At 53.4% G+C, this 13335-nt stretch carries 11 protein-coding genes and 2 tRNA genes; 10 read left to right on the forward strand and 3 right to left on the reverse strand.

All coding sequences use genetic code 11. The features are described 5' to 3' along the window. Positions 1-24 precede the first annotated feature (24 nt). Positions 25-117, forward strand: a tRNA-Ser gene (locus BLO43_RS11895). Between the two features lie 180 nt (positions 118-297). Here BLO43_RS11895 and BLO43_RS16825 read toward each other — a convergent pair. Further along, positions 298-474, reverse strand: a complete 177-nt coding sequence (locus BLO43_RS16825; RefSeq protein ID WP_175443944.1) for a hypothetical protein — start codon at positions 472-474, stop codon at positions 298-300. A 143-nt stretch (positions 475-617) separates the two neighbouring features. On the opposite strand from BLO43_RS16825, the gene BLO43_RS11900 reads away from it, so the two are divergent. The 3 genes from BLO43_RS11900 to BLO43_RS11910 all read left to right on the forward strand — a co-directional run bounded on the left by BLO43_RS11900 (position 618) and on the right by BLO43_RS11910 (position 4421). After that, a complete protein-coding gene (locus BLO43_RS11900) occupies positions 618-3050 on the forward strand; it encodes a fatty acid cis/trans isomerase (protein WP_090907238.1) in 2433 nt (810 codons plus the stop codon). Between the two features lie 39 nt (positions 3051-3089). Beyond that, positions 3090-4100: a zinc-dependent alcohol dehydrogenase family protein gene (locus BLO43_RS11905; protein ID WP_090907239.1), complete on the forward strand. Its 1011-nt coding sequence runs from the start codon at positions 3090-3092 to the stop codon at positions 4098-4100. 244 nt (positions 4101-4344) lie between these two features. Continuing rightward, positions 4345-4421: transfer RNA gene (locus BLO43_RS11910), tRNA-Arg, on the forward strand. A 448-nt stretch (positions 4422-4869) separates the two neighbouring features. Here BLO43_RS11910 and mnmC read toward each other — a convergent pair. Continuing rightward, positions 4870-6735 carry a bifunctional tRNA (5-methylaminomethyl-2-thiouridine)(34)-methyltransferase MnmC2/FAD-dependent 5-carboxymethylaminomethyl-2-thiouridine(34) oxidoreductase MnmC1 gene (gene mnmC / locus BLO43_RS11920; RefSeq protein WP_090907240.1) on the reverse strand — a complete coding sequence of 622 codons (1866 nt, stop codon included), beginning with the start codon at positions 6733-6735 and terminating at the stop codon, positions 4870-4872. 59 nt (positions 6736-6794) lie between these two features. Beyond that, positions 6795-7538: a TerC family protein gene (locus BLO43_RS11925; RefSeq protein WP_090907241.1), complete on the reverse strand. Its 744-nt coding sequence runs from the start codon at positions 7536-7538 to the stop codon at positions 6795-6797. 255 nt (positions 7539-7793) lie between these two features. Between BLO43_RS11925 and BLO43_RS11930 the strand changes: the two genes are divergently transcribed. The 6 genes from BLO43_RS11930 (at position 7794) to leuB (ending at position 13317) form a co-directional block, all read left to right on the forward strand. Beyond that, positions 7794-8282 carry a PRC-barrel domain-containing protein gene (locus BLO43_RS11930; RefSeq protein ID WP_090907242.1) on the forward strand — a complete coding sequence of 163 codons (489 nt, stop codon included), beginning with the start codon at positions 7794-7796 and terminating at the stop codon, positions 8280-8282. A 259-nt stretch (positions 8283-8541) separates the two neighbouring features. After that, a complete protein-coding gene (locus BLO43_RS11935; protein WP_090907243.1) occupies positions 8542-9684 on the forward strand; it encodes an MFS transporter in 1143 nt (380 codons plus the stop codon). Positions 9685-9755: 71 nt separating this feature from the next. After that, positions 9756-11165, forward strand: a complete 1410-nt coding sequence (gene leuC / locus BLO43_RS11940) for a 3-isopropylmalate dehydratase large subunit (protein WP_090907244.1) — start codon at positions 9756-9758, stop codon at positions 11163-11165. A gap of 155 nt (positions 11166-11320) precedes the next feature. Beyond that, on the forward strand, positions 11321-11446 hold the full coding sequence (locus tag BLO43_RS11945; RefSeq protein WP_074633320.1) for an entericidin A/B family lipoprotein: 126 nt from the start codon (positions 11321-11323) through the stop codon (positions 11444-11446). Positions 11447-11449: 3 nt separating this feature from the next. Then, complete coding sequence (gene leuD, locus BLO43_RS11950) at positions 11450-12088, forward strand: 3-isopropylmalate dehydratase small subunit (protein ID WP_090907245.1); 639 nt, start codon at positions 11450-11452, stop codon at positions 12086-12088. A 167-nt stretch (positions 12089-12255) separates the two neighbouring features. Beyond that, complete coding sequence (gene leuB, locus BLO43_RS11955; protein ID WP_090907246.1) at positions 12256-13317, forward strand: 3-isopropylmalate dehydrogenase; 1062 nt, start codon at positions 12256-12258, stop codon at positions 13315-13317. The last annotated feature ends 18 nt before the right edge of the window (positions 13318-13335 follow it).

Genomic DNA, 13335 nt, shown 5'->3' on the forward strand with positions numbered 1-13335 from the left:
CCGCTATCCTAACGCCTCTTTTATGGAGAGATGGCCGAGTGGTCGAAGGCGCTCCCCTGCTAAGGGAGTATAGGCTCAAAAAGCTTATCGAGGGTTCGAATCCCTCTCTCTCCGCCACCCAGTCCGGAGTAGTTGAACTCAGTAGTATCTGGCAGTTTAATTTCTTCCTTCTCCGGTGCATCCGGTTGTCGAATGCATGGTCTTGAAGGAGCTTCCCACGCAATTCATCGCATACAGGCTCTCGCGGGCTGAGTGCAGGCGAACAGGGCGGAAAAAACAGGGCTCACATATCTTCAGCTAATTGATTTCCATCTTTTGCCACCGGATCAGCTTGGGCCGCCCTGAGTGTTTCCTTGTCCTGGTGTTCTTCTGTAGTGCTTTGACCACCTCCAGTTGATCCCCGTTCCACTCGCTTGCCACGCCATGATCGCACTCCGTCACATCCTGACTCCGTGATCCTAAATCCCGTTGCATGATTCTGATTCATTGCGTAGTATCCATATCAGGCGCATGGATGATATATTCAGAATTTCCATCTTGCCAGCAATAGAGATGCCCATCTCTATCAAATTCCGCGGCTGATTCCGCTTAGATGGGAAGTTTTGCAGGAAGCGCCTATGAGCAATTACCTGTTTCTATTGACGGCCCTGCTGGCGGGTTGTGTCGCGCTGGCAACCAATTACGAGACACTCTACGGCCCGTCAGCCCCCAAAGATCGGCTCATTTCTTCGGACACTGCCGCCGCTGGCAATTATGTCTCCTTCGATAAGCAGGTGCAGCCGATCCTGAATCAACGCTGTATCGTATGTCACAGCTGTTACGACGCACCCTGTGGGCTGGATTTGACCTCCTACGAAGGGCTTGATCGCGGCGCGAACGCTGTGCCGGTATACAATGGCGCCCGATTTACGACCAGCAATCCGGTTCGCCTCGGAATCGATGCCCAAAACACCCCCGCATGGCGCGAGATGGGTTTCTACCCGGTACTGAATGAAGGCGTCGGTACGCGCGCGGCCCATCTCAACAACTCACTGTTGTACAAAACCCTGCTGCTCAAGCGTAGTGATAAATTTCCAACCTCGGGCCGGTTGCCGGACGCATATGCCGTCGGTTCCGAGTTACGCACCGATAAGGATTCGCTTACCCAACCCAGCCAGTGCCCGGACATAGAGCGCTACGACCATTTCGCGCGCCAGCACCCGCAGTGGGGCATGCCGTTCGGTTTTCCGGCACTTAGCAAGGATGAGTTCAAGACCATCGAAACCTGGCTGGCGCAGGGCGCGCCGGTGGAGCCCGCGGTGGCGCTTCCGCAGCCTATGCAACAGGAAATCGCCAAATGGGAGATGTTCTTCAACAGCGCGTCGAACAAGGAACGACTCATGGCGCGATATCTGTATGAGCATCTTTTCCTCGGACATCTTTTTTTCGATCAGATTGATCCCGGCACGTATTTCATGCTGGTGCGGTCGCGTACGGCACCCGGGCAGCCCATTGACATAATTCCTTCGGTCCGCCCCTATGACGACCCTGGTGCAGGCCCATTTTACTATCGGCTGCAGCGTCATGACCGCACCATTGTCGACAAGACCCATCTACCCTATGCCCTCAACAACCAGCGCCTGGCGCGTTTTAAGGAGCTGTTTCTCGAGCCGGACTATGAGGTGAATATCTTGCCTGGCTATGAGTCACACCTTTCCGCGAATCCGTTCAAGACTTTTGTTGCCATCCCCCCTCGCAGCCGGTACCAATTCTTGCTGGATGACGCGCATTTCATTATCGCCGGGTTCATCAAGGGGCCGGTGTGCCGCGGCTCAATCGCGTTGAGCGTGATCGATGATCATTTCTGGGTCCTATTCACCGATCCGGACGGCGATCCTCTGGGTCACGATGCCAAATTCCTTGAAAAAATCAGCGATGATCTGCGCATTCCCTCCGAACGCGAGGAGAGCATCGGGTTGCTGAAGGCCTGGGACGCCTACTATGATGTTGCGCACCGCTATTTCCTGAATAAGATTGAGTACTTGCAGAGTGCCTATCCCCGCGGTCAGGGTTACGGGCTGCCGCAGATTTGGGATGGCGGCAAGGTCAATCGCAGCGCTGCGCTCACGGTATACCGCCACTATGATAGCGCCACCGTGGTGCATGGTTTTGTTGGCGAGATTCCAAAGACTGGCTGGGTGCTGGATTATCCACTGCTTGAGCGTATCCATTATCTGCTGGTGGCGGGCTTCAACGTCTATGGTACTGCGGGTCATCAGCTGGCCACTCGTACCTACATGGATTTCCTGCGCATGGAGGCAGAGTTCAATTTCTTGCTCTTTCTACCGCGCGACCAGCGGTTCCCGCTGTATCGCCACTGGTACCGAGGGACCAACAAGCCGGAGAAGCTGGAACGCCTGATTGCCGGGAATGTCAGAAAATACGGCACGCGGGAGGCCGCGATACGCTATGAATCGGCGGACGGCAAGAAGGAATTTTTTGTTAAGGCCTACCAGCATCTGGGCGGCGCACGATCATCGCTGGACACCATCAACTGGTGCCGGGAGTTCCCGGTGCAATGCGCGGCATTGAAACTGGATCCACGAGCCGACGCGGTTGAGAAAGCATTCCGGCGTCTGAGCGACATAAAAGGCGAGATCACGGATGTCTTCCCCAACGTGACTTTCATGCGAGTCATTGTCGACGGGTCGGTGCAAAATGATCTGGTCTACACGCTGGTGCGCAACAAGTCGTACTTCAACACCACGGCTTTAGTACCCATGGAAAGAAGTCGCGTCAAGAGCGAGGACACGGTCGATGTAGTTAGAGGTTTCATCGGCGCCTATCCCAATTTTTTCATGGAGCTGCACTTATCGGATCTGCAGGCGTTCGTGGATCAGTATAGTGCGATCGACGGCTATGAGCGTTATGACGCGTTGATCGAAAAGTATGGCGTTCGCCGCAGCAACCCGCAGTTCTGGCAGAGCGCGGACTGGTTCCAGGCAAAGTATCGTCACGATGACCCGATCTATGCCGGTGTGTTCGACCTGAGCCGGTACCAGAACCGATAGTAGTTTCCGCTGGGGCAGTAATCGACCGCCAATAGTGACATGTCCAAGCCAAACAATTCCATGCAAGCGATGGTACTGGATAAGCCGGGGCAAACAGTGCACATGCGTTCCGTGCTTCGTCCCCAGCCAGCCCCGGATCAGTTGTTGATCAAGATTGCAGCCTGCGCCGTTTGCCGCACGGATTTGCATATTGTTGACGGCGAATTGCCCAATCCAAAATTGCCCATTATTCCCGGTCATGAAATCGTGGGGCGCGTGGTGTCTTGCGGGATAAATGTCCATAATTTTGCGATTGGGGAGCGGATTGGGATTCCCTGGCTGGGCTGGACGTGTGGTCATTGCCGGTACTGCCGTAATGGCCATGAGAATTTGTGCACGGAAGCCAAGTTCACCGGATATCAAATCGATGGCGGCTATGCGGAATATACAGTCGCGGATGCGCGTTATTGTTTTCGCATACCCGAGATTTATGATGATGTCGAAGCGGCACCCTTGTTATGTGCCGGCCTGATTGGTTATCGTGCGCTCAAAATGGCCCGGAATGCAGATCGGATTGGAATTTATGGCTTCGGCGCCGCGGCTCATATCGTGGCGCAAATACTGCGCTATCAAGGGCGTAAATTATTCGCGTTTACACGCCCCGGTGATGTTATTGCACAGGATTTTGCCAGCAAGATGGGTGCGGCGTGGGTAGGTGATTCGGATACGATGCCGCCTGAAGAACTTGATGCCGCCATTATTTTTGCCCCTACCGGCGCTTTGGTGCCCGCCGCCCTGCGCGCCATCCGTCCCGGTGGGATAGTGATTTGTGGCGGCATCCACATGAGCGACATTCCCGCTTTTCCCTACGACATTCTATGGCGCGAAAAACATCTGGTCTCGGTTGCCAACCTGACCCGCCAGGATGCTGAAGAATTTCTGACGTTGGCACCGAAAGTGCCTGTTCGAGTGACAACCGAATCTCTGCCGCTAAGCCAGGCTGATATTGCGCTGATGAGGCTACGAGAAGGAAAATTCACAGGAGCGGCGGTATTGATTCCCGGTTGTTAACCATTCAAGGCCAGATCGTCTGTTCCATAGGATCGGTTGGTCAAGTCATCGTCCCCTGATTATCCTAAACCCGGCGGTGTCAGCCAAATAAAGAAACAATGGAAAGTTCTCAGTAATGTCGTAATAATTAGAATCTTACGAAAAATTTTAACTGAATGAAGTTCACTTTGACTTGATGAGCCACCAGTCTGGTATAATCGTGGCCAGCAATTTTGAATGACGCGAGTAAAATTGACCAGCTTTAGCGCCCGTAGCTCAGTTGGATAGAGTACTTGGCTACGAACCAAGGGGTCGTGGGTTCGAATCCTGCCGGGCGCGCCACGTGAACAGAGGGCTAGGCGAAAGTCTGGCCCCTTGTTTTCCCCCAGCCAGCATCCGGTCATCCTGGAAGAAGCTGGAAAAACGCACAACTTCTCATAATTAGCCATGTCTGCCACTATTTATTGCTACCATTGCCACGTTCAACATTCGCGCGATGAAATGCGTCTGGTCGTTACAAAGACGGGCAAACGCTGGCGGTGTGAACGCAGCATCAAGAGCGCCCAGGCTGATAGAAAGACACGCGATGCATTCGGACGCCAGATTTCGGCCATTAATAAAGCAGAGGCACAGGCAAATATTCGAATGAGATCAAAAGATTGATCAGAAACTGTTATACGGTGCGCACCTCGTTTTAACGACATACGGGGGCGTCGCGTAGAGCCCTATTTCCTGCATCCTGTCCCGTTGCGCTTAATCGCTTTACTCATTCCATACTGTAACGTTCGTTTTATGTTCCTGTCCTGCTTGCGCGGCAAATAAGCCCCATAAGCCTTCTCGCAGGGGACAATGCGCTTAGCACAGACGCTGGCAAGGGGGACAATTGTCCGCACGCAGCCGCTGCGATCAATTCACCTGAGAGACCGGCGGTTATCAGGCCGCGCGTGCCATGGCCCAGACTGGTATAAAGCCCGGGCAATAGTTCGCCCACCAGCGGTAAGGCTCCGGGCATGGATGCCCTCACCGCGGCGCGTCCAGCCAGTCCCTCAACATCCAAAGAATCGATATTTATCGCTTTTGCCAGCATGGGGGATATTTCCACTAGCCTAGCCAAATTGGCGGCATGATCGGATGCGCGCAAATTAATCGCTTCATCGTTAAAACCATGCGTCGCTCCCATCATGTGCAGTCCCTCGGTTGATGGCGCCAGATAACCGCTGGTACACACGACCGTCCGCAAATTCTCGCTATAGGGTGTGGCGGGTACCATAGTGATCTGTCCCCGTACTGGAGTCAGTGGAAAATTTGCCATCGGCGCAAATGATTTCACCTGATATCCGGTGCAAATCACGGCTATTTGAGCCTCATGGGACCATGTCTGCCCCTGCTGATCCTTCCCCTCCACGCGCCAGCCAGCATCCATCGCCATCAGGGATTCCACACGATGGCCGGTGTGGCGCACAATGCCCGGGCCCGCTGCCAATTCTGCGCAGAATCGTGGTGGAACCAGCCAGCCGCCTGCGGGAAACCACAAACCCCCATGCGACAACTCGATGCCAGCGAGTGCGGATGCCTCAGCCGCATTGACGTACCGCAATATGTGCGGTGGCCAATCGAGCGCCACCAGCTTGTTGATGCGTTGCACCTCTTCCGCGGAAAAGGCCAATTGCAGCTCTCCGCATTGCGCGCGGGCGATGCCGTCTATGGGCAGCTTTTCATCCAGCAAGGCAAGCGCATGCCCATAGGAGGCCAGCACGAAGCGTTGCAGCAGATTCATGCTCGCGCTCAAGCGAGCGTGCAGTATGCCGCGTGGATTGCCTGACGCCGCCGCAGCCAGGGCTGGCGCACGTTCGATGAGGGCAACGGAGACCCCGCGCATGGCCAGCGCTGATGCAACGGCACAGCCCGCCACTCCCCCGCCGATCACGATGGCCGTTGCAGGACTGGAGGGTTGCATAAGCGGTGAACCGGGAAGGCAACCTCGCAGCATTTCGCGTTTGCGGCCGAAACCCGGCTGCTTGCTTACCTGAAATCCAGCTTGCTCCAGTCCATGCCGTACCCAGCCGGCGCAGGTATAGGTGGCAAATGTAGCGCCGGGGCGGGATGCGTGTACGACGTGTTCGAATACCGGTTGCGTCCACATTTCCGGATTGCGCGCTGGTGAAAAGCCATCGAGAAACCATGCGTCGATGCCGTTATGGATTTCAGGCAGCGTCTCGGCCACGTCGCCTATCGCCAGCGTGAGCCGTACTCGTCCATCGGCAAAACTCCATCGATTCCAGCCCGGCACGCGGCGCGGCCAACGTGCAACAAGATCATCAGCATATTGCTGCAATGCTGGCCACAACGCCAGGGCATCGGCCAGCTCCCGCTCATCAAGTGGATATTTCTCGACGCTAAAAAAATCCAGACTGCCCCTGGATGGGGCGATCTCATGGAATAATTGCCATGCGCACAGGAAACTCAGCCCGGTGCCGAATCCTGTCTCACCAATGGCAAATGCATCACCTTCACCTGTTGCCAAAGACGCAAAACGTTCGGAGAGATGATTGCCTTGCAGGAAAACATGACGTTTTTCCTCCAGCCCGGAATCCCTTGAGAAATAGATATCACCGAAAAAGGAGGAAAAGGGTTGGCCATTTCGCCAATCAATCATACGTAGAAGAGCCCAGCAGGTGAGTTCACTAACCTAATTTGCGCGTATTGGTCTTGCAGTCAGTCAATTTCATTAATCTGCTTGTGTAATCTGATTGCCTTCTTTCGACGCATTCGAAGGTTGAGAAACTCCACGCCGACCGAAAATGCCATCGCGAAATAGATATAACCTTTTGGAACATGCACATCGAAACCTTCCACGATAAGGGTCACTCCAACCAGTATCAGAAACGAGAGCGCAAGAATTTTGATGGTTGGGTGAGTATCTACAAAATCCCCTATTGCCTTGGCTGCCATCAACATAACCAGCACCGCCAGAACAATCGCAATCGCCATCAATGAAACATGATCGACCAGACCGACGGCTGTTATGACTGAGTCAAGCGAAAAAACGATGTCCAGGATCGCAATCTGCAGGAGTACCATTCCCATGCTGTTGGCGACAACCTTGTGGCCCTCATCATCCAATCCTTCGACGCTGTTGTGTATTTCATGAGTGGCTTTGACCAGTAGAAACAGGCCCCCTCCAATCAGAACGACATCGCGCCCTGAAATCTGGTTGCTGAGTACCTCAAACCATGGTTCGGTTAAGCTCATTACCCATGAAATGGAGAACAGCAGCCCGAGGCGAGTAAGCATGGCCAGGCCGAGGCCCATTCTTCTCGCAAAATTGCGCTGGGCTTCGGGAAGGCGGCCCACGAGAATGGAGATAAAGATAATATTATCGATCCCCAATACGATTTCCAACGCGGTTAGCGTCACCAATGCCACCCACGCTTCCGGGCTAGCCAGCCACTCGAACATCCGCTTCTCCCATTCTCAGTCGATTCTTTTTTGACGCCGCTATTCTCCCATTCCTGTTTATCTTGTGCCAGATATTGTCATAAAGGTTTAGCGCATCGCCTTGGAAAACATCTTTTTGTTAAACACCGTACCGACCTCATTGGATGATTCCCGCATCCTGTACTCGCCTGAAACGCTTTTACCCGATTAGATTTCTTCGCCGGGCATATGGCAATAACGAGGATTTCTCAAATATCATATTGACAGGAGATAAACATGAGTTATGAAGATCGCGATACCTACGGCATGTACAAAAGCTACGACGAGAAGGGTCCAGGGCCTCGATTGATGGGTGCTGACACCCTCATTGGAGACGATGTATATAATCATAAAGATGAAGATCTGGGCGATATCAAGGAAATCATGCTGGATGTAGACAATGGCAGAATCGCTTATGCGGTATTGTCTTTCGGAGGATTTCTCGGTATCGCCAACAAGCTTTTCGCAGTGCCGTGGAGTGCGTTGAAACTGGATACCGTGAACAAACGTTTCCTGCTCAAAGTAGATAAGGAACGTCTCGAATCCGCACCGGGCTTTGATAAGGATGATTGGCCGGATATGGCGGACCCGACCTGGCAAAATACGATCCATTCCTATTATGGGACAAAATCATACACGGACACCAAGTCTTCCGTCGACTATGCGGCATCCGCTCCCAGAAAGGACGAGAGGATTTCGGATAGCGCAAAAGACAAGAGGTACTGATGGTGCCAAAGGAGAGACCGAAGCGCCCCGTCACTTTCACAAGTAGAAACCGTCGCCCGTAGCTTCAAGGGTTACGCAAACAAAGGAGGCAAGTCATCTTGCCTCCTTTGTTTTAGGTATTTGGATGCAAAAAAGAATTGTTGATGAAACCGGGCTTCATGAAAGTGGCCAATCACCGGATTCAGGATAATATTCCTTTGCAGTTCGGTGCATTGAGTGTTTATCTGTTTGTTCCTTGCGGCCTGTTAAAATCGGCCGGATGCGCCCCATTCCCTACTGGTCCCTTTCCGGTTTCTATTTCTTTCATTTCGCTTTTATCGGCGCATTTGCTCCCTACTGGAGCCTGTATCTTAAATCCCTTTCCTTCAATGCCTTTCAGATTGGCATATTGATGTCACTGTTGCATGTAACGCGTGTTTTTGCCCCCGCCGCCTGGGGCTGGCTTGCCGATCACACCGGTAAACGGTTGCTGATCGTGCAATTGGCCGCAATAATGGGGTCGATAAGTTATTGTGGTGTTTTTTTTGGCGAATCATTTGCCTGGATGGCGGCAACGATGGCGTTGATGAGCTTCTTCTGGAGCGCATCGTTGCCGCTGATCGAGGCAACCACGCTTTCTTACCTCGGCGAAAGCACGGCAAAGTATGGACGTATTCGCGCCTGGGGTTCGCTGGGGTTTATTTTCGCCGTGATAAGCGTCGGCTATTTGCTGGATGCCATGGATATCGGCTCGTTATTATGGGCGGTGTTGGGCTTCAAGCTGGGCATCATAATTTTTTCCCGGCAGATTCCCGATGCCGAAATAGCGCTTCAGCCCGCAGACAATCTTTCCGTGCGACAGATATTCAAACGCCCTGAAGTATTGGCGTTTTTTGCGGCGTGTTTGCTGATGGCGCTTGCTCATGGACCTTATTACACTTTTTATTCGATTTATCTGGTGGAGCACGGTTATAACAAGGGCCTAGTCGGCTGGTTATGGGCGATAGGCGTGATATGCGAAATCGGCGTATTCTTTCTGATGCCGCAACTCATGCGCCGGTTTGGCCTGAAGCAGATTATGATTTTCAGTTTCAGTTGCGCGATAGCACGTTTTTTGATGATAGGCTGGGGAGTGGAGTGGCTGACCGTGGTGGTGCTGGCGCAAATCCTGCACGCCGCGACATACGGCGCCCATCACGCTACCGCGATGATGCTGGTGCATCACTTCTTTCGCGGACGCCATCAGGCCAAGGGACAAGCTCTTTATACCAGTCTTACATTCGGTCTCGGTGGTGCATTCGGAGGAGTATTCAGCGGCTATGTCTGGGAGTTGCTGGGGGCGAGTCTTACATTTACCCTGAGTGCCGCTGCCGTTTTGCTCGGATTGGGACTGGTGGTCTGGAAAATGAACATTAGCCGGTAATGTAAAAAAAGGCTGAAGTTAAAAGCCTGGTCTTATGGGATAATTACAACTTACCTTTGGATTTCCGCAAGATGCAAACCTTATACGATAAACTCTGGCAAAGCCATGTGGTGCACCAGGAGTCCGATAAACCGGATGGGATGGCGCTGATCTACATCGATCGCCACCTGGTGCATGAAGTCACCAGTCCGCAGGCGTTTGAAGGATTGAAGCTGGCCGGCCGCAAGCCTTGGCGGCGGGATTCGATTCTTGCCGTGGCCGATCACAATGTTCCCACCACTGGCCGCAGCAACGGTATCAGCGACCCGATATCGCGTCTGCAGGTGGAAACGCTCGACCAGAATTGCGAGGAATTGGATATCACCGAATTCAAAATGAACGACCTGCGTCAGGGAATTGTGCACGTGATCGGACCGGAGCAGGGCGCCACGCTGCCCGGCATGACAGTGGTATGCGGCGATTCGCATACCAGCACGCATGGCGCATTCGCGTGCCTTGCGTTTGGTATCGGTACCTCGGAGGTGGAGCACGTGCTTGCAACGCAGTGCCTGCTGATGAAAAAAGCGAAATCCATGCAGGTCGCAGTCGAAGGCGAGCTGGGTCACGGCATTACCGCCAAGGATATAGCGCTCGCCATTATCGGTAGGATCGGTACGGCGGGTGGCACCGGCTACGCCATCGAGTTTGCCGGCAGCGCCATACGCGCGCTTTCCATGGAAGGGCGCATGACGCTCTGCAATATGGCTATTGAGGCAGGCGCGCGTGCCGGGATGATCGCGGCGGACAATACCACCATTGAGTATATCAAGGGACGGCCTTTCGCACCTAAAGGTGATTTATGGGAAAAAGCGGCGGCTTACTGGCTCACGCTGAAAAGCGATCCCGATGCGGCCTTCGATCGCGTGGTGACGCTGGATGCGGGCCAGATCAAGCCGCAGGTGACCTGGGGCACCTCGCCTGAAATGGTCACAACGGTTGACGGCAAGGTGCCTGATCCGTCCCAGATTACCGATGAGGTGAAGCGTCATGATATGGAGCATGCCCTGAAGTATATGGGTCTTGCTCCCAATACGCCGATCACCGATATCCACCCGGACAAGATATTCATTGGTTCCTGTACCAACTCGCGTATCGAGGACTTGCGCGCGGCAGCGGACGTGGTAAAAGGCAAGCATATTGCCGCGAATATCAAGCTTGCCCTGGTCGTACCGGGTTCCGGCCTGGTCAAGCATCAGGCGGAACAGGAAGGACTGGACAAGGTATTTCGTGAAGCGGGATTCGAATGGCGTGAACCGGGGTGTTCCATGTGCCTTGCCATGAATGACGACCGGCTCTCCCCGGGGGAGCGCTGCGCCTCCACATCCAATCGCAATTTTGAAGGCAGGCAGGGGCCGGGCGGGCGCACGCACCTGGTAAGTCCGGCGATGGCCGCGGCGGCGGCAGTGGCGGGGCACTTTGTGGATGTGCGGGAAATATACTAATATTGATTAGTATTTAATCCCTGCGGGTTTAATTCCTCGCTCCATGGGGCGAAGGCTGGCTGAAAGCCAGCGGATTGTAAGAACGCAGCTAATACTCCGCTGCTTGCGGCGGGTTTAATTTGGAAGAAAGATTTTTTTTATAAAAGGGGGTTGTAATGAAAACATTGTCCATAATAATTACCTTGATCGCTGCTTTTGGTTTGTCCGCATGTAACACCATTGGTGGAGTAGGGAAGGATATCCAGAAAGGTGGCGAGGCGATTGAGAGATCGACAAAGTAACGAGTGGAAAAATTTCATTCCTGTGAGGGGCTGGTGGCGCCGCTGGATCGCGCCAATGTCGATACCGACGCCATCATTCCCAAGCAGTTTCTGAAGTCCATCAAGCGTTCCGGTTTCGGGCCGAATCTGTTTGATGAGTGGCGTTACCTGGATCACGGCGAGCCGGGGATGGATAGCGCACAGCGTAAACTCAACCCGGAATTCATACTTAACCTGCCGCGTTACCGGGGTGCGCAAATATTGCTTGCGCGCGCAAATTTCGGCTGTGGTTCGAGCCGGGAGCATGCGCCCTGGGCGCTTCAGGATTATGGATTCCGGGTGATCATCGCGCCTAGTTTCGCCGATATCTTTTTCAACAATTGCTACAAGATTGGTTTGCTGCCCATTGTGCTCGATGCAGACAATGTGGATCAGCTATTCCACGAAGTATTTGCGACCGGGGGTTATCGTCTGGTTGTCAATTTGGAAGATCAGTCAGTGACTACGCCCAGCGGCGAATCTTTCTTCTTCGATATCGATCCTTTCCGCAAACATAGTTTGTTGAATGGCCTGGATGAAATTGGCCTGACATTGCAACACGCGGACAAGATCAAGGCATTCGAGGCGTGGCATCGGGCAGCGCGGCCATGGTTGTTTGCATGAAAAGATTTGTTTGAAAAAAGGATTTCAGGATGCCTCGATGCGTAAATAGACAATCCGCGCAGCGGCGCAAAAGAAACTTTGGTTCGCCACACATATTTAACATGTAAGCGGTAACATCTTCCAAGTCATGTCGTATCAGAACGAGATTAGGATTCATTGAGGTCTTTATGAAAATTGCAATCCTGGCCGGTGACGGTATCGGTCCGGAAATTGTCGCTCAAGCGGTGCGAGTACTGGAAGCGCTGAAGAGTGACGGACTAAAATTTGAACTGGAACCGGGTCTATTGGGGGGGTGCGCTGTCGACGCGGCCGGTGAGCCGTTTCCAGAGACGACACGCAGACTTGTGACCGATGCGGATGCCGCGATCCTGGGTGCCGTAGGCGGTCCGCGGTACGATATGTTGCCGCGTCAGCTAAGACCCGAGCAGGGTTTGCTCGGTATACGCAAGATGCTGGGTTTATTCGCCAATCTGCGGCCGGCGGTACTTTATTCAGAACTTGCAAATGCTTCAACGCTGAAATCTGAAGTCGTGGCGGGCCTGGATATTCTCATCGTACGGGAGTTGACAGGAGACATCTATTTCGGTGAACCGCGTGGTATTGAACAACGCGACGGTCAACGTGTTGGTTTCAATACCATGATTTATAGCGAAGCGGAGATACGCAGAATTGCCCGGGTGGCATTCCAGGCAGCGCGTAAACGCAATCGCCGACTGTGTTCGGTAGATAAAATGAACGTACTGGAATGTACGCAATTATGGCGCGATGTGGTGACGGAGACGAACAAGGAATATCCGGACGTGGAACTTTCACACATGCTGGTGGATAATGCCGCGATGCAGTTGGTGCGCAATCCCAGGCAGTTTGACGTGATGGTGACGGGTAACATGTTTGGCGATATCCTGTCGGATGAGGCGTCCATGCTGACTGGCTCCATCGGCATGTTGCCATCGGCGTCGCTGGATGATAAGAATAAGGGATTATATGAGCCGATCCACGGCTCGGCTCCGGACATCGCCGGTAAGGATATGGCAAACCCCCTGGCAACCATATTGTCGGTGGCGATGATGTTGCGCTACACATTTGACCAGGAGGCGGTGGCGGTGCGCATTGAGAGCGCGGTGAAAAAGGTTCTTGCGCAAGGTTATCGTACCGAGGACATTTACGAACCAGGGATGAAGAAGGTGGGAACCAAAGGAATGGGCGACGCCATTCTGGCAAACATATAGACAGATAGAGAGCGATCA

The organism is Nitrosospira sp. Nsp13 (assembly GCF_900101945.1).
In the GTDB taxonomy this organism is placed as follows: Bacteria; Pseudomonadota; Gammaproteobacteria; order Burkholderiales; family Nitrosomonadaceae; genus Nitrosospira; species Nitrosospira multiformis_D.

Coding starts and splice junctions, on each gene's coding strand:
- BLO43_RS16825 (WP_175443944.1), bottom strand. CDS start 474: ATGCAACGGGATTTAGGATCACGGAGTCAGGATGTGACGGAGTGCGAT.
- BLO43_RS11900 (WP_090907238.1), top strand. CDS start 618: ATGAGCAATTACCTGTTTCTATTGACGGCCCTGCTGGCGGGTTGTGTC.
- BLO43_RS11905 (WP_090907239.1), top strand. CDS start 3,090: ATGTCCAAGCCAAACAATTCCATGCAAGCGATGGTACTGGATAAGCCG.
- mnmC (WP_090907240.1), bottom strand. CDS start 6,735: ATGATTGATTGGCGAAATGGCCAACCCTTTTCCTCCTTTTTCGGTGAT.
- BLO43_RS11925 (WP_090907241.1), bottom strand. CDS start 7,538: ATGTTCGAGTGGCTGGCTAGCCCGGAAGCGTGGGTGGCATTGGTGACG.
- BLO43_RS11930 (WP_090907242.1), top strand. CDS start 7,794: ATGAGTTATGAAGATCGCGATACCTACGGCATGTACAAAAGCTACGAC.
- BLO43_RS11935 (WP_090907243.1), top strand. CDS start 8,542: ATGCGCCCCATTCCCTACTGGTCCCTTTCCGGTTTCTATTTCTTTCAT.
- leuC (WP_090907244.1), top strand. CDS start 9,756: ATGCAAACCTTATACGATAAACTCTGGCAAAGCCATGTGGTGCACCAG.
- BLO43_RS11945 (WP_074633320.1), top strand. CDS start 11,321: ATGAAAACATTGTCCATAATAATTACCTTGATCGCTGCTTTTGGTTTG.
- leuB (WP_090907246.1), top strand. CDS start 12,256: ATGAAAATTGCAATCCTGGCCGGTGACGGTATCGGTCCGGAAATTGTC.